The organism is Ralstonia sp. OTU4908 (genome assembly GCF_038440115.1).
GTDB lineage: Bacteria > Pseudomonadota > Gammaproteobacteria > Burkholderiales > Burkholderiaceae > Ralstonia > Ralstonia pickettii.
Genome location: NZ_JASATD010000006.1, coordinates 76,507 through 92,100 on the forward strand (window position 1 = coordinate 76,507; position 15,594 = coordinate 92,100).

Here is a 15,594-nt window from a genome sequence, read left to right on the forward strand (position 1 = left end):
TGTGATTCCCTCCAGGGTTGCACATCGGCTCGGAGATCCACCGTCCTGGCCGGTATCCGGGCTGGCGAAGCGGCCTGTCCGCCTTCCCATTCCCGAAGGAACAGTGGCATCTGGACAGACCGCGCGGCACCCATCTTCTTGTTGGCGAGATGGCGGGTACACGCGGCGTTCGCTTACCGTTGCGGGGGCAGCGCAGGTTGGCGCATCGCTTGGGGCGCGCGCTCCCTGCTTCCCGTTTAACTGCAGATGGTGCTGCGGGCACCAGGACGCGGCGAAGTTTAACGGAAAAGGCACACCAAACCCGTCGCAGTCGCGGTAAAAACACACCCTCCGCATGCTGTGCCCGCGGCGTCGCCTCATGCCGCCACCTATTGCGCATCCGTATGGAGGACAGGCGCGACGCGCATGATCGGCTAAAATCCCCCCACTCGATTCTGATTGACACCCAATGCTGAACGAACTCGAACAACTTGCCGGCAAGATCGCGCGCGTGCTGCGTCACGCCGATGCGCTCGCCGCCGAGAACCAGCGCCTGCGCGCCGAAGTCGAGCGGCTTCAAGCGGAAGCCGAGGCCTCCAAGACCGAGCGCGACGCGATGGTCGCCGATCGCAGCGTGCTCAATGCCAAGATCGAAGAAGCGCAACTGCGCATCCAATCGATTCTCGACAAGCTGCCCACGGCCACCGACGCCCGCCAGCTTGACCTCCTCGGCCAGGCCGCCGGCGCCGACGATACAGCGGCCGCCCCCGCCCCGCACTCGGAGACCTAAGCATGAGCAGCAAGCAAATTGAAGTGAACATCGCCGGGCAGGCCTACAAGTTTGCGGTCTCGGCCGATAACGAGGCCGCGCTGCGTGAGGCCGCGGCCATGGTCGACAACCAGATGACGCGCATCAAGAACGGCTCGAGCACCAAGGGCATCGAGCGCGTCGCCGTCATGGCCGCCATCAGCATTGCATCGGACTTGCTGTCGATGCAACGCCAGGCCGCATCCGATTCCGCCCTGCCGATCGATACGATTCGCGCCAAGCTGGCCGATCTGAACGCCCGCACGGACGAGGCGCTGCGCCAGTACGGCGAGGTCATTTAGCGAAGGTCAAAACGTGTTTGTAACCGGATCGCATCCGGGCTTGGGTTCGGATGCGAACGGGTGTATAGTGTCACCCAACGGCTTCCGGCATCTCCCGCAAACCCTTGCAGCATAAGGCTTTAGCGGCTACAGAGTCGAGAAAAACGGTTGCCTGCGATGAATCTCTCAGACGCATCGCCATGCGCTCGAAACACAGCGTGATGATGCGTCTGACAGTTTCCCTGCCTGGTTCGCCATGGCCATTAATTCCTTGAACCGATAAGCATTGCTTGGTGCGGGATATGCCGTGTGGGCGAGCGCGTCTTCCAGTGCATAGCGTGCGACGCAAGTCGTGGGCTCCCTGCGCCGGTGATGTACCCGAAATGCGGCTTCCGCTGCCACTCTGAACCTCACTTGGGTTCAGGATGCGGGTCTAGCGGCCAAGGTGGGGACCCGACAAAAGGCGGTAGTGCACATGTGCGCTGCCGCCTTTTTCTTTGCCTATCGTGAATGCGCTCGCCGTCGCCCTGCCACCAATGGCGAGGGGGCAGCCGTGTTGCTATGCTGCGCACACCGTCACTTTTCCGCTTCTGCGCACCTCGCGCGCGAAACCCGCACGATGGCCACCCAATACTGGTTGATGAAGTCCGAGCCCGATGAGGCCAGCATCGACACGCTGCACGACAAGGGCACCCTGCCCTGGACCGGCGTACGCAATTATCAGGCGCGCAACTTCATGCGCGACCGCATGCGCATTGGCGACGGTGTGCTGTTCTACCACTCGTCCTGCCCGCAGCCGGGCATCGCTGGCCTGGCGGAAGTCTGCTCGACCAGCTATCCAGACCCCACCCAATTCGACGCCAAAAGTCATTACCACGATCCAGCATCGAAGCCGGAAGCGCCGCGCTGGATGCTCGTCGACGTGAAGTTCGTGCGCAAGTGCGCGCTGATCGATCTGCCGACGTTGCGTGCCCACGAACAACTCGCCGACATGACGGTGTTGCAACGCGGCAACCGACTGTCGATCACGCCGGTCACCGCGGCGCAGTGGCGTTACATCACAACGAAATTGATGCGCGATCCTGAGTGAATGCCGGTTCGCGGCGGGAAATTGTTACAAACGTGATGAACGATGCGCGCAGCAGCCAGTCAGACGCATCACATTGCTTTTTTGGGAGAACACAATGAAATCTGTCCTGGCCGCAACCATTTTGGGGACTGCAATGATGACGACTGCTTTCGCACAGGCCGCTCCTGAGACGAATCATTCGGGCGTGCTTTCGCTGGATGCTCAAGCCGTGGCTGAAGTGCCGACCGATACCGTCACGCTCACGCTGAGCGCCGAGCAGGAAGGGGCAGACCCGGGCGCGATCTCGACGACGCTATCGCGCAAGGCCGACGAGGTCATCAACCAGGCAAAGCGTACGTCAGGCGTGCAAGCCGAAACGGGCGGCTTCAATATCTATCCGAACACCGATCGCAACGGCAAGATCAGCGTTTGGCGCGGTCGTGCCGAAGTGCGCATCACGTCGAAGGACTTCGCGGCGGCGTCCAAGCTGGCAGGCCAGCTGGCCAATCAGATGCAGGTGCAGAACGTGAACTTCACGCTCTCGCGCGAGGCGCGCACGGCGGCCGAAGCCAAGCTCATCGATCAGGCTGTGAATTCGTTCCGCGACAAGGCACTCACGACCACCAAACTGTTCGGCTATACGAGCTACACGATCCGCGACGTTCATGTGAGCGAGGGCAGCAACAACCCGGGCCCGCGCCCGATGATGCGCATGGCAGCCGCTCCGGCATCGTACGATTCGGCGCCGGTGCCCATCGAGGGCGGCAAGGCGCAGGTCACGGTGACGGTTTCCGGCGCCGTGCAGATGCTGAAATAAGCAGCGATCCGCTCCATGAGAAAAGCCACCGACGTTCGGTGGCTTTTTCTTTGCTCGGTTGCTGCGTCAGGCGTGCGCCTGGTTTTTTGCACCGTTGCCTGCACGTCGATACGACCAGACCAGCATGGCGATGCCGATCAGGATCATTGGCAGCGACAGCCACTGGCCCATCGACAGGTTCGCCGCGAGCAGGCCGAGAAAGTTGTCCGGCTCACGCGCAAATTCTGCGGCGAAGCGGAACACGCCGTAGCCAAGGAGGAATGCGCCCGACACCGCACCCATCGGCCGCGGCTTGCGCGCATACAGCCACAGCAGGATGAAGAACAGCACACCCTCGCCGAGGAACTGGTAGATCTGCGAGGGGTGGCGCGGCAGCATGTGGTACTGGTCAAAAACGGCCTGCAGGCCGCTGGTGACGGCCTCTTGCGCATGCGAAAGCAGCCACTCACGGTCTTCGCCCTGTGCTTGCGGGAACATCATCGCCCACGGCAGGTTGGGCGACGACACACGGCCCCACAGCTCGCCGTTGATGAAGTTGCCAAGGCGCCCCGCTGCGAGGCCACACGGCACCATCGGCGCGATGAAATCGGTCACCTGCATCCACGAGCGGCCGCGCATGCGCGCATACAGCATCATCGCCACGACCACACCGAGGAAGCCGCCGTGGAAGGCCATGCCGCCTTCCCACACCTTGAAGATGTCGAGCGGGTGGGCGAAATACCAATCCGGCTTGTAGAACAGCACGTAGCCAAGGCGCCCGCCGAGAATCACGCCGAGCACGCCGTAGAACAGCATGTCGTCAAGGTCCCGGCCGGTCCAGCCTTCGGCGGCGATGTGCGGCTGGCGCGTGCGCAGTCGGCCGAACCACAGGAACATGATGAACGCCGCCAGATACATCAGGCCGTACCAGCGGATGGCGAGCGGCCCCAGATGCAGGGCGACGGGATCGAATTGCGGATGGATGAGCATGAATCCTGTGGGTATCAGGTTTGGTTGTGTTCTTGCAGCTTGGTGACGGCTTCGGCGCTGGCCACGAACCACGGCAGCACCGGCGAAGCCGCATCGCGCCGCCACACCAGTCCGGTCTCGATGATCGGGCTTGGCGCGGCAAGTTCGAGATAGACCACGCCGGTACGCTGCAGATTGCATAGCGATGCCGGCACCAGCGCGACGCCCATCTCGGCGGAGACCAAGCTGACGATGGTCTGCATCTGGATGGCTTCCTGGCCGATGCGCGTGGCAGCCCCCGGTTCCCCGGGCCGACCGCCGTGCGCGGCATGATAGCCGGTAATGATGTCATACAGCGCAGGCGCGGACCGGCGCGGGAAGATGATCAGCGGTTCGGCCGCTGCATCTGCCAGCGCAATCGGCTGGCCCGGCGCCACGCCCCATTGCGCCGCGCGCGACGCGGGCACCGCCAGCACGAGACGCTCGCGCGCCAGCGGGCGGTATTCCAGCTCGCCCGGCACGGAGCCGGCGTGATGCGCAATCACGACGCCGGCATCCACATCGCCGGCCAGGAGCGCTTCGATTTGCACATCGCTGGTGGCCTCGCGCAGCAGAAGCTGCACATCGGGCCGCGCGTCGCGAAAGTGCCGCAGCAAGGCGGGCAGGATGCCGTAATCGGCGGTGCTGACGAAGGACAGCGACAGCGAGCCGACCTCGCCGCGCGCCAGCCGCTGCGCGAGCCCGGGCAGTGCATTCGCCTCCGCCAGCACACGCCGCACCTCAACCAGCCAGCGCGCACCGACAGCCGTCAGCGCCACGGAGCGCTGCGTGCGATGGAACAGCGTGACGCCCAATTCGTCTTCGAGCGCGCGAATCTGCTGCGACAGCGGCGGCTGCGTCATCGAAAGCCGCTCGGCGGCGCGCCCGAAATGCAATTCCTCGGCAACGGTTACGAAATAGCGAAGTTGGCGCAGGTCCATATCGGAGATTAATACTATTTACGACCCAATAAGCTATGAATAATATATTTGACGCCCTATTTCCTCAAGCGCATGCTGGGCGCCAAGCCGTTGACTACAACAATAGAGCCGACCCCACGGAGACCCCCATGCCAGACAACAAGCGTTCCCAGCACATCACTCAGGGCGTGGCGCGCTCGCCCAACCGCTCGATGTACTACGCGCTGGGCTACACAAAAGACGACTTCAACAATCCGATGATCGGCGTGGCCAACGGCCATTCGACCATCACACCGTGCAATTCGGGGCTGCAGAAGCTGGCCGATGCCGCCGTGGCTGCAATAAAGGACGCCCGCGCGAATCCGCAGATCTTCGGCACGCCCACCATTTCCGATGGCATGTCGATGGGCACGGAAGGCATGAAGTTCTCGCTGATCTCGCGCGAAGTGATTGCCGACTGCATCGAGACCTGCGTCAACGGCCAATGGATGGATGGTGTCGTCGTCATCGGCGGCTGCGACAAGAACATGCCGGGCGGCATGATCGCCCTGGCGCGCACCAATGTGCCGGGCATCTATGTGTACGGCGGCACCATCAAGCCGGGGCACTGGAAGGGCAAGGATTTGACCATCGTCTCGTCGTTCGAGGCCGTGGGCGAATTCACCGCCGGCCGCATGAGCGAAGAAGACTTCGAGGGCATCGAGAAAAACGCCTGTCCCTCGAGCGGTTCGTGCGGTGGCATGTACACGGCCAACACGATGAGTTCCTCGTTTGAAGCGCTGGGCATGTCGTTGCTGTATTCATCGACGATGGCCAATCCCGATCAGGAGAAGGTCGACAGCGCCGCCGAATCCGCGCGCGTGCTGGTTGATGCCGTGCGCCGCGACCTGAAGCCGCGCGACATCATCACACGCAAGTCCATCGAGAACGCCGTGGCCGTGATCATGGCCACCGGCGGCTCCACCAACGCCGTGCTGCACTACCTGGCCATCGCCCACGCGGCAGAAGTGGAATGGATCATCGATGACTTCGAGCGGGTCCGCCAACGCGTGCCCGTCATCTGCAACCTCAAGCCGTCGGGCCAGTATGTGGCCACCGACCTGCACGAGGCCGGCGGCATCCCGCAGGTGATGAAGCTGCTACTCAATGCCGGCCTGCTGCATGGGGATTGCATCACCATCACCGGCAAGACGCTGGCTGAAGAACTCGCGCACGTCCCTGACCAACCGCGCGCCGATCAGAACGTGATCCTGCCGATCGACAAGGCGCTCTACCAGGAAGGCCACCTCGCCATCCTGAAAGGCAACCTGGCCGAGGAAGGCGCCGTGGCGAAGATCACCGGCCTGAAGAACCCGGTCATCACCGGCCCGGCGCGCGTGTTCGAGGACGAGCAAAGTGCGATGAGCGCAATCCTGGGCGACCAGATCAAGGCTGGCGATATTCTGGTGCTGCGCTATCTGGGGCCGAAGGGCGGCCCCGGCATGCCGGAGATGCTGGCCCCGACCTCGGCCATCATCGGCAAGGGCCTGGGCGAGTCAGTCGGCTTCATTACCGACGGACGCTTCTCGGGCGGTACGTGGGGCATGGTGGTCGGCCACGTCGCACCGGAAGCCTACGTGGGAGGCACGATTGGATTGGTGCACGAAGGGGATTCGATCACCATCGACGCGCACCAGCGGCTGCTGCAGTTGAACGTACCGGACGACGAGCTTGCCCGCCGCCGCGCCGCGTGGAAGCAACCGGCGCCGCGCTATACGCGTGGCGTGCTGGCGAAGTTTGCAAAACTGGCGGCAACGGCCAGCAAGGGCGCGGTAACGGATTGACTCGCTGGCGACACCCACAAAAAACCCGCCACACGGCGGGTTTTTCTTTGCGCGATCAGCGCTGCGGCGGCTTCTGCTGCGCGGCGAGCGCATCGTCCAGCGCGGCGCCCAGCCAATCCATGAGGCGGGCCTCCAGTGTGCGCGTCAATTCCGCTGCGAGCTGTTCACTCAGCAACGAGAGGCGCGATTCCATGGCGGCGCGGCATTGCGCTTCGATGAGCGCTGGCCATTCGGATTGGAAACGCCACATCACGTCGCCCATCACGCGGGCGGCGTCGGTGCCTGCGGGCGGCATGGCCGAGGTGGGTGCAAGGCCTTGCTCGCGCAGGGCGGGCGGAATGTCTGCGTTGGAGGCTTCAGCAGGCGTGCGCGGCGGCGCGGCAGGCGCTACAGCGGGTGCAGCGTCCTCCAGTTCGACGATCTCCGTCAGAACCGGGATGTTGTTGTCCGCCGGGGACCCTGGATAGCGTCCGTCGGTCATGCGCGCCCCACGTCGTGGTGTTGGATCGGATAACCGCGATCGCGGTAGAAACGGAAGCGATCGCGCGCAGCGGCGCGATCGGCATCGTCATCGCCCACGATTTCGATCAACCGGCTGAAGCGCGCGAACAGCGCCGGCGGCTCAGGCGACAGGTTGACCAGGATGTCGTGATGCGGGGCGTCGTCCAGAGGCTCGGTTGCATCAGCCAGCAGGATGGGCGTCTGCGCAGCCAGGGGATGCCGCAGGCCGCAGTGCGGCAGGAAATCGAGCTGGCTGAATGTCCACAACTGCGTGTCGAACGCCTCCAGCGCAGCCGGATCTCCGACCACGATCACTTTCTGGCCCGCGCCGTAGGCCTTGCGCACGAGCCGGCATGCGTACGCCAGCTTGCCGGGCACATTGCTGTGGAAATCGACGCGGGTCATACGGTGCAGTGCCTCCGGCTCGTCAACCGCGGTCCATCAGGAAACGCGTCAGCAGCGGCACCGGGCGGCCCGTGGCGCCCTTGGCCGCGCCGCTCTTCCAGGCCGTACCGGCGATGTCGAGGTGGGCCCAGTCGTACTTTTCAGTAAAGCGCGCCAGGAAGCAGGCGGCCGTCACGCTGCCGGCCGGGCGACCGCCGATGTTGCCCATGTCCGCAAAGTTGGATTTGAGCTGTTCCTGGTATTCCTCGTCCAGCGGCATGCGCCACGCGGTGTCGAGCGACTGCTTGCCCGCCGCCACCAGTGCATCGGCCAGCGCATCGCTGCGGGCATACATGCCGGTGTTGATGTGGCCCAGCGCAATGATGCAGGCGCCCGTGAGCGTGGCCACGTCGATCACCACGGCCGGCTTGAAACGCTCCACGTAGGTGAGCGCATCGCACAGGATCAGGCGGCCTTCGGCGTCGGTATTCAGGATCTCGATGGTCTGGCCCGACATGCTGGTCACCACATCGCCCGGCTTGGTGGCAACGCCGCTGGGCATGTTCTCGCAGGTCGGCACCACGGCGATGACGTTCTGCTTGAGGCCCATCTCCGCCACGGCGCGCAGCGTGCCCAGCACGGAGGCGGCGCCGCACATGTCGTACTTCATCTCGTCCATGCCTTCGCCCGGCTTGAGCGAGATGCCGCCCGTGTCGAATGTGATGCCCTTCCCGACCAGCACCACCGGGGCCTGCTTGGCCGGGCCACCCTCGTAGCGCAGCACGACAAACGCCGGCGGCTCGACGCTGCCCTTGGTCACGGCCAGGAAGGCGCCCATCTTCAGGGCTTCGATCTGCTTGCGGCCGAGCACTTCAACCTTGAGCTTGAAATCCTTGGCGATCTGGCGTGCGGTGTTGGCCAGGTACGTCGGCGTGCAGATGTTGGACGGCAGGTTGCCCAAGTCACGCGTCAGATCCATGCCGTTGGCGATGGCAGTGCCGCGGGTGGCGGCCACGCTCGCGGCCTTGGCGTCGGCAGCCGGCACCGACAGCACCAGCTTGCGCAGGCCGTTGCTGCTCTTGTCCCGCTTGCTCTTGAGTTCCGGATGGCGCTCGATAAAGCGGTAGCTGGCTTCGCGGATGAGCGTGACGGCGGTCAACACGGCCCAGGCGGTGTCCTTGTCGCGCGCGGTGTGCTCGGTGAGCGTCCATGTCACGCTGGCGGCCTTGGTGCTGGCCAGCGCGCGCAGTGCGGTGCGCACGGCTTCAGCGTAAGCGCGGTCGGTAAAGTCGGCTTCCTTGCCCAGGCCGACCAGCAGCACGCGGGCAGCGCCCACGCCGGCCACTTCGTGCAGCAGCAGCGACGTGCCGCGCTTGCCTTCGAAGTCGCCCAGCTTGACGAGGCGGGCGACCAGGCCCTTGGTGGCCACGTCCAGCGCCTTTGCGGCGCCAGCCAAGGTCTGCGACTCGAACAGACCGATCACGAGGCAATCGCTCTTGGCGGCCAGGGCGCCGGCTTTGGCCCAGTCCAGGGCTTTTGTGCTAAATTCCATCGCGCTTCTCTCTATGAGGCGAGTCAACGAAAGCCCATATTATCCGCGATTTTGCGCAGGGGCTCCGGTGGAACGCACACTGGTCATGACCTCGCCCTCCCATCCCGCATCCGCATGATTTTCGAACAAGCCCTGCGACGCGAGCTGTCCTTTACCGCCGGCGCCGTCTTTCTCGTGCTGCTGACGTTCATGCTGACCACCCTGGTGATCCGCATTCTCGGCATGGCCGCCAACGGCGAAGCGAACCCGAACGACGTCCTGCTCCTCATCGGCCTGGCAACGCTGGGCTACCTGGCGATTCTGCTGTGCGCCACGCTGTTCATCTCGGTGTTGCTGGTGCTGACGCGCTGGTACAAGGATTCGGAGATGGTGGTGTGGTTCACCTCGGGCATCAGCCTGACGGATTTCATCCGCCCGGTGCTGCGCTTCTCGCTACCGTTCATCTTGCTGGTAGCGCTGCTGGCGCTGTTCGGCTGGCCGTGGGCCAACCAGCAGAGCGCGCTGTTCCGAGACCGCTTCGAGCAACGCGATGTGCTGTCGATGATCTCCGCCGGCCGCTTCATCGAGCCGGCGCACGGTAACTACGTGCTCTTCATCGAGGGCGTCGATAACGGCATGAAGCACGCCCGCAACGTGTTCGTCGCCAATGCCGAGCAGGACAAGATCGGCGTCGCGATGGCCAAGACCGGCGAATTCAAGACCATGCCCAATGGCGACCGGTTTATCGTGCTCGACAAGGGCCGCCGCTATGAAGGCACACCCGGCAAGCTCGACTACCGCATCGTCGAATTCGACAAATACGGCGTGAAGGTCGCCAACAAGCCACCGCAGGCAGACGCCAAGCTGCCGACCAAGAGCCGCTCCACCAAGGACTTGCTCGCCAATCCGACGCCCGAGAACCTCGGTGAACTGGTCTGGCGGATCGGCCTGCCGCTGCTGGCGCTGAACTTCGTGCTGATCGCCATTCCGCTGGCCTACGTCAACCCGCGTCTGGGGCGCTACACCCCGATGATCTTCGCGGTGCTGATCTACCTGACGTATTCGAACCTGCTGAACCTGTCGCAAGCGTGGGTTTCGCAGGGCAAGATGAACGTGTTCATGGCCTGGTGGCCGATCCACCTGGCCGCCTTCATCTGCGCGGTGCTGCTGTTCCGCTTCCGCCACTACAGCGCGGCCGGCCTGAAGGGCATTTCTGCCCTGCTGGGCTTCGCACCCAAGAAGGCGGGTGCGTGATGAAGATGCCGGTCTATGAGAAGTACTTCGCGCGTCAGATCTACGGCGTGTTCGTCTTCATCCTGTTTGCGGTGCTGGCCCTGTTCATCTTCTTCGACATGCTGGGCGAGCTGGGCTCGGTAGTCGGACGCTACACCACGCTGGTCGCGTTCTTCCACGTGATGCTGCAGGCGCCGACGCGCGTGTACGAAGTGATTCCGGTCGCAGCGCTCATCAGCGCCATCTATGTGTTCTCGCAAATGGCGAGCCAATCGGAGTTCACTATCTTTCGCGTGGCGGGGCTCGATACGCGCCGTGCGCTGCTGTCGTTGTTCAAGATTGCGCTGCCGCTGGCACTGGTCACGTACATCTTCGGTGAATTCATCGGGCCGAAGGCGGAAGAGTGCGCGCAGAAGGTGCGGCTGGAAGCATTGGGCGCGACGGTGTCGGCCGGCTTCCGCTCGGGCGTGTGGGTGAAGGATCGCGGCCCCGCCAAGCCGGACGGCACGGGCGGCGAAGTCACGCGCTTCGTCAACGTGGGGGCACTGCAGCCGGACCAGTCCATCAAAGGCCTGCGCATCTATGAATTCGATTCGGATTACCGCCTGAGTTCGATTCGCGTTGCCGAACAGGCGCGCTACCAAGGCCACCAGAACTGGCAACTGAACGACGTGACTGAGACGCGCTTCGTTGAATTCCCGCGCAAGCCCGGCACGGTCGCCCCGCAAGACACCGTGCAGGCCGTGCCCGGCGCACCCGATGCGCTGGCGCCCGACTTCCGCGGCGAGCAGACCAAGCTGCCGCACCAGGAGATGCGCTCCGAACTCACGCCGCAGATCCTGTCGGTGCTGATGGTCACACCGGACCGCATGGCCACGCTGGACCTCTTCCAGTACATCCGCCACCTGCGCGACAACAAGCAGGACACGCAGCGCTACGAGATCGCGCTGTGGAAGAAGGTGGTCTATCCGTTCACCGTGCTGGTGATGATGGCGCTGGCCTTGCCCTTTGCGTATCTGCATGCACGTGCGGGCGCGGTCGGCCTGAAGGTGTTCGGCGGCATCATGCTCGGGTTGTCGTTCCAACTGGTGAACAACCTCTTCTCGCACGTCGGTCTGCTGAACACCTGGCCGGCCATCTTCACGGCCATCGTGCCGGGCGCGCTGTATCTGGCACTGGCCCTGATCAGCCTGCGCTGGGTGGAGCGTCACTGATGGCGGCCCGCGCACTTGTCCTGTTTGCGCACGGCGCGCGCGACGCGCGCTGGCGTGAACCGTTCGACCGCCTGCGCGAGCGTTTGGCTGCGCAGCAGCCCGACATTGACACGCGCCTCGCCTTTCTCGAACTGATGGCGCCCGATCTGCCGGGCACCATCGCTGACCTGGCCGCAAACGGCACGCAGAGCATCACCATCGTGCCCGTGTTCTTCGGCCAGGGCGGCCACCTGCGGCGCGATCTGCCTGCGCTGGTCGCGCAATGCACGCAGGCGCATCCCGCCCTCTCCATCCGCTGCGCCGACGCCGTTGGCGAAGACGACGCCGTACTCGACGCCATCGCGGGTTACTGCGTCCGGCAACTGGGCTAAACCAGACGCCCTACTGCGGTTCTGCCGCGCGCGCGAAGCGCGCATGCACGTTGTTCTCGACGTGAAAGCCATGCGCGTCGAACTCCACCAGCTCCAGTGTTAATCCAAGATAACGGCGCGCAAACACGTCGTCCAGATGCGTGCGCATGGCGGCGAACATTGCTGCACAGATCGGCCCCGTCACGGCTTTACGGCGCCCCGCCTTGATGCGGAACGTCACGTGGATGAAGGCGTCGTCTTCCGCGCCATCGGCCATGCGGTACTGGTCGAGGCGCAGCGCGCGCGTGCGGATGCCACCAATGGGAAACACATCCGCATAGCCGATCAGCACATCGTTGAGCACGCGCATCAGCTCGGGAATGCGCGCATCGGCTTCGACATTGGCGGTGTATTCGATGATGACGTGCGGCATGGCACTGATCTCCCCCCGGAGAATGAAATAGGTCAAAGCATCTCATGCCCGGCAGCGTTGTCGCTGTACCCGGGCCGGTTTTGACTGCGTGAAGAAGGGGGAGTGAGAGAAAGCGCTGGCGCGCCGAGCGCAGCTCAGGCGGCCAAGCTATGGGGATGCGCGTCAAGCGCGGGTTCGGATGCGGCCGCCGACGCCCGCACGGCCAACGCGTCGCCGATCATCAACAGGCTCGGATGCTCGGCGTTGATCCACTGCGCGGCGGCACCATCGGCCATCTGCTGCAGCGTGAAGCACGCCGAGCGCTGCTCGGGCGTGGTGGCAGCCTCGACCACCCAGGCGGGGGTGGACGGCGCGCGGCCACGGGCGATCAGGTCTGCTGCGATGGAGGCTGCCTGATCACGGCCCATGTAGTAGACGAGCGAATCGGCCTGCGCTACGGGTTCCGGCACGGCGCCTTCGGGTTGCGGCGTATCCGGGTCGGTCGCCTTGGCTTGCGTAACAAACGCGACGCTGCGGGCAACGCCGCGCTTGGTCAATGGCTGGCGAATGGCGGAGGCGGCTGCCAGCGCGGCCGTGATGCCCGGAACGATTTCGTAGTCGATGCCGGCTTGCTCGAGCGCCTGCAGTTCCTCGTCGGCACGGCCGAACAGCATCGGATCGCCCCCCTTCAGGCGCACGACGCGCTGATATTTGGTGGCCAGATCGACGAGTTGGCGATTGATGAAGCGCTGCGCGGTCGAACGCTTGCCGCAGCGCTTGCCGACCGCAATCAACACGGCCTGCGGGCAGTACTGGAAGACCTCCGGCGAGACCAGTGCGTCATGCAGCACGACCTCGGCTTCGCCCAACAACCGTGCACCGCGCACCGTGATGAGGTCCGCGGCGCCGGGGCCCGCACCAATCAGGCTCACGTGGCCAAGTGTTTTGGGGGTCTTCGCTTCCATTGCCTGGATTCCTTTGCTTTTTCCTGCGGCGCGCAACTTAGCACGCGCCATCCACATTAGGAAAATGCACGGATCATGCCAGCCGCCACCGTATGGTGCGTGGCTTCGTCCACCAGGATGAATGCGCCGGTGGCCGGGTTGTCGCCATATGCGTCGCAGACGATCGGCTTCTGCAGGCTGATGTTGACCGTACCGATATCGTTGAGCGCGATCTGCTTGCGGCCGGTTTCATGCGATAGCGTATGCACGTCCAGCACGCGCTCCACATCCGACACGCGTGCGAACACGGTGGCCGTGGTGTGCTTGAGCACGTACTTGCGGGCCGGGTTCAGCTCGTGTTCGTCGAACCAGCACAGGTCGGCGTGGAGCTTCTTGGCGGCGTTGGCGGCAGTCGTCGGGGCCGCGACGATGGTGTCGCCGCGCGAAATGTCCACATCGTCGGCCAGACGCACGGTGATGGTCTCGCCAGGGCCGGCGGAATCGGCTGCGCCATTGGGCGTCAGCACTTCGGCCACGGTGGTCTCACGGTTGGCGGGCAGCACGCGTACGGACTGGCCGACGCGCACCGTGCCGGCTTCCACACGGCCCATGTAGCCGCGGAAGTCATCGGCCTGCGAGCCATCCTGACGTGCCACGAGCTGCACCGGGAAGCGCAGCGCATCGTCGCCGGTCGGGGCGGTCTCTTCCACCTTCAGGTCTTCGAGCAAAGCCAGCAGCGGCTCGCCCTGATACCACGGCATGGCTTCGGAGGCATGCACGATGTTGTCGCCGCGCAGCGCCGACACCGGTACGTAGCGCACGTCGTGCAGGCCCAGTTGCGTAGCCAGCGCATCGTAAGCGGTGCGGATTTCGTTGAAGCGCGCTTCGCTGTAGTCGACCAGGTCCATCTTGTTGATGGCCACGATCACGTGTTGCAGCTCCAGCAGCTTGACGATGGCCGAATGGCGCTTGGTCTGGGCCAGCAGCTCGGTCTTGCCGTCGACGGTCGCCACTCGCGTGGCGTCGATCAGGATGATGGCGGCATGCGCGGTCGAGGCGCCCGTCACCATGTTGCGCGTGTACTGCTCGTGGCCCGGCGTGTCGGCAATGATGAACTTGCGGCGCGCGGTCGAGAAATAGCGGTACGCCACGTCGATCGTGATGCCCTGCTCGCGCTCGGCTTCCAGGCCATCAGTCAGCAGCGAGAAGTCGATCTGCTCGCCGGCGGTACGCTTGTTTTTCGCGTTGGCCAGCGCTTGCAGCTGGTCGGTCAGCACAGCCTTGCTGTCATACAGCAGGCGGCCGATCAGCGTGCTCTTGCCGTCGTCAACGGAACCGGCAGTGATGAAGCGCAGCAGGCCCTGGTGCGATGCTTGATTTGTCATGATCAGAAATACCCTTCCTTCTTGCGCTTTTCCATCGAGGCTTCGCTCGTCTGGTCGTCCATGCGCGTGGCGCCGCGTTCGGTGATTTCAGTCACGGCCGTTTCGGCGATGATCTCGGCCGGCGTTGCGGCCGTGCTCGCCACCGGGCACGTGCAGCTGATGTCGCCCACGGTGCGGAAGCGCACCGACAGGACCTCGCTCACGTCCCCATCCGCCTTGGGCGTGATCGGCGTGACGGGCACCAGCAGGCCGTTCTTGCGCACCACTTCACGCTCGTGCGCGTAGTAGATCGGCGGCAGGGCTAAGTTCTCGCGGGCGATGTACTGCCACACGTCGAGTTCCGTCCAGTTGGAGATCGGGAACACGCGCATCTGCTCGCCCTGCGCCATGCGTGCGTTGTACAGGCTCCAGAGTTCCGGGCGCTGGGCCTTCGGATCCCACTGGCCGAATTCGTCGCGGAACGAGAAGATGCGTTCCTTCGCACGGGCCTTTTCTTCGTCGCGGCGGGCACCGCCCATCAGGGCGTCGAAGCCATGCGATTCGATCGTCTCCAGCAGCGTGACGGCCTGTGCGGCGTTGCGCGAATCGGTCTCTTTACGCAGGCGCACGGTGCCGCGCTTGATGGAATCCTCCACATGGCCCACCACCAGGCGAGCACCAAGCTTGGCGACCTGCTCGTCGCGGAAAGTGATCACTTCGGGGTAGTTGTGACCCGTGTCGATGTGCACCAGCGGGAACGGCAGCTCGATCTTGCGCTCGCCCAGGCGGAAGGCCTTGAGCGCCAGATGCAGCATGACGATCGAATCCTTGCCGCCCGAGAACAGCAGCGCCGGGTTGCGGCACTCGGCCACCACCTCGCGGATGATGTAAATCGACTCGGCTTCCAGCCAGTCGAGGTGCTCGTTCTGCACAGGCGTCAATGCCGTGCCGGGGATTTCGCTCATGACTCCCATGTT

17 protein-coding genes, 1 other RNA gene and 1 riboswitch are annotated in these 15,594 nt (G+C 64.2%); of the genes, 9 read left to right on the top strand and 9 right to left on the bottom strand.

Annotated elements, in window-relative coordinates; all coding sequences use genetic code 11:
* Positions 1 to 30: 30 nt before the first annotated feature.
* A riboswitch (cobalamin riboswitch) is annotated at positions 31 to 281 on the bottom strand.
* Positions 282 to 448: 167 nt separating this feature from the next.
* From AAHM38_RS07550 to AAHM38_RS07565, 5 genes are all read left to right on the top strand, one after another.
* A complete protein-coding gene (locus tag AAHM38_RS07550) occupies positions 449 to 769 on the top strand; it encodes a hypothetical protein (protein ID WP_037028208.1) in 321 nt (106 codons plus the stop codon).
* A 2-nt stretch (positions 770 to 771) separates the two neighbouring features.
* Positions 772 to 1,089 (top strand): cell division protein ZapA, encoded by a 318-nt coding sequence (locus AAHM38_RS07555; protein WP_012762587.1) that lies wholly within the window; start codon positions 772 to 774, stop codon positions 1,087 to 1,089.
* A 215-nt stretch (positions 1,090 to 1,304) separates the two neighbouring features.
* A non-coding RNA gene (ssrS, locus tag AAHM38_RS25675) (6S RNA) lies at positions 1,305 to 1,524 on the top strand.
* A 163-nt stretch (positions 1,525 to 1,687) separates the two neighbouring features.
* A complete protein-coding gene (locus AAHM38_RS07560) occupies positions 1,688 to 2,158 on the top strand; it encodes an EVE domain-containing protein (protein ID WP_037028206.1) in 471 nt (156 codons plus the stop codon).
* A 94-nt stretch (positions 2,159 to 2,252) separates the two neighbouring features.
* Complete coding sequence (locus AAHM38_RS07565) at positions 2,253 to 2,954, top strand: SIMPL domain-containing protein (RefSeq protein ID WP_037028204.1); 702 nt, start codon at positions 2,253 to 2,255, stop codon at positions 2,952 to 2,954.
* Between the two features lie 66 nt (positions 2,955 to 3,020).
* Here the strand turns inward: AAHM38_RS07565 and lgt are convergent, their stop codons facing one another.
* Entirely contained in the window at positions 3,021 to 3,923 is a 903-nt protein-coding gene (gene lgt, locus AAHM38_RS07570) for a prolipoprotein diacylglyceryl transferase (protein ID WP_065859932.1), read from the bottom strand.
* A gap of 14 nt (positions 3,924 to 3,937) precedes the next feature.
* Complete coding sequence (locus AAHM38_RS07575) at positions 3,938 to 4,882, bottom strand: LysR substrate-binding domain-containing protein (protein ID WP_116575444.1); 945 nt, start codon at positions 4,880 to 4,882, stop codon at positions 3,938 to 3,940.
* 128 nt (positions 4,883 to 5,010) lie between these two features.
* Here AAHM38_RS07575 and ilvD point away from each other — a divergent pair, with 128 nt between their 5' ends.
* A complete protein-coding gene (ilvD, locus tag AAHM38_RS07580) occupies positions 5,011 to 6,684 on the top strand; it encodes a dihydroxy-acid dehydratase (RefSeq protein ID WP_116575445.1) in 1,674 nt (557 codons plus the stop codon).
* Positions 6,685 to 6,739: 55 nt separating this feature from the next.
* Here the strand turns inward: ilvD and AAHM38_RS07585 are convergent, their stop codons facing one another.
* The 3 genes from AAHM38_RS07585 to AAHM38_RS07595 are packed head-to-tail and all read right to left on the bottom strand — an operon-like array spanning position 6,740 to position 9,121.
* Positions 6,740 to 7,165, bottom strand: coding sequence for a DUF2486 family protein (locus AAHM38_RS07585; RefSeq protein WP_012762593.1), 426 nt, complete (start codon positions 7,163 to 7,165; stop codon positions 6,740 to 6,742).
* On the bottom strand, positions 7,162 to 7,590 hold the full coding sequence (locus AAHM38_RS07590; RefSeq protein WP_024972287.1) for a DNA polymerase III subunit chi: 429 nt from the start codon (positions 7,588 to 7,590) through the stop codon (positions 7,162 to 7,164). The genes AAHM38_RS07585 and AAHM38_RS07590 overlap by 4 nt, the downstream gene beginning before the upstream one ends.
* A 22-nt stretch (positions 7,591 to 7,612) precedes the next feature.
* A complete protein-coding gene (locus AAHM38_RS07595) occupies positions 7,613 to 9,121 on the bottom strand; it encodes a leucyl aminopeptidase (protein ID WP_116575446.1) in 1,509 nt (502 codons plus the stop codon).
* Positions 9,122 to 9,235: 114 nt separating this feature from the next.
* On the opposite strand from AAHM38_RS07595, the gene lptF reads away from it, so the two are divergent.
* From lptF to AAHM38_RS07610, 3 genes are read left to right on the top strand one after another with little or no spacing between them, the layout of a single operon-like run.
* Complete coding sequence (lptF, locus tag AAHM38_RS07600) at positions 9,236 to 10,354, top strand: LPS export ABC transporter permease LptF (protein ID WP_116575447.1); 1,119 nt, start codon at positions 9,236 to 9,238, stop codon at positions 10,352 to 10,354.
* A complete protein-coding gene (lptG, locus tag AAHM38_RS07605; protein ID WP_116575448.1) occupies positions 10,354 to 11,547 on the top strand; it encodes an LPS export ABC transporter permease LptG in 1,194 nt (397 codons plus the stop codon). The genes lptF and lptG overlap by 1 nt, the downstream gene beginning before the upstream one ends.
* On the top strand, positions 11,547 to 11,918 hold the full coding sequence (locus AAHM38_RS07610; RefSeq protein WP_012762598.1) for a sirohydrochlorin chelatase: 372 nt from the start codon (positions 11,547 to 11,549) through the stop codon (positions 11,916 to 11,918). Before lptG ends, AAHM38_RS07610 begins: the two co-directional genes overlap by 1 nt.
* A 10-nt stretch (positions 11,919 to 11,928) precedes the next feature.
* On the opposite strand, the gene AAHM38_RS07615 is transcribed toward AAHM38_RS07610, so the two are convergent.
* The 4 genes from AAHM38_RS07615 to cysD all read right to left on the bottom strand — a co-directional run bounded on the left by AAHM38_RS07615 (position 11,929) and on the right by cysD (position 15,591).
* Positions 11,929 to 12,330 (bottom strand): 5-carboxymethyl-2-hydroxymuconate Delta-isomerase, encoded by a 402-nt coding sequence (locus AAHM38_RS07615; protein WP_012762599.1) that lies wholly within the window; start codon positions 12,328 to 12,330, stop codon positions 11,929 to 11,931.
* Between the two features lie 134 nt (positions 12,331 to 12,464).
* Positions 12,465 to 13,274, bottom strand: coding sequence for a uroporphyrinogen-III C-methyltransferase (cobA, locus tag AAHM38_RS07620; protein WP_012762600.1), 810 nt, complete (start codon positions 13,272 to 13,274; stop codon positions 12,465 to 12,467).
* 56 nt (positions 13,275 to 13,330) lie between these two features.
* Positions 13,331 to 14,638, bottom strand: coding sequence for a sulfate adenylyltransferase subunit 1 (locus tag AAHM38_RS07625; protein WP_116575449.1), 1,308 nt, complete (start codon positions 14,636 to 14,638; stop codon positions 13,331 to 13,333).
* Positions 14,639 to 14,640: 2 nt separating this feature from the next.
* Positions 14,641 to 15,591, bottom strand: coding sequence for a sulfate adenylyltransferase subunit CysD (cysD, locus tag AAHM38_RS07630; RefSeq protein ID WP_004632053.1), 951 nt, complete (start codon positions 15,589 to 15,591; stop codon positions 14,641 to 14,643).
* Between the last annotated feature and the right edge of the window lie 3 nt (positions 15,592 to 15,594).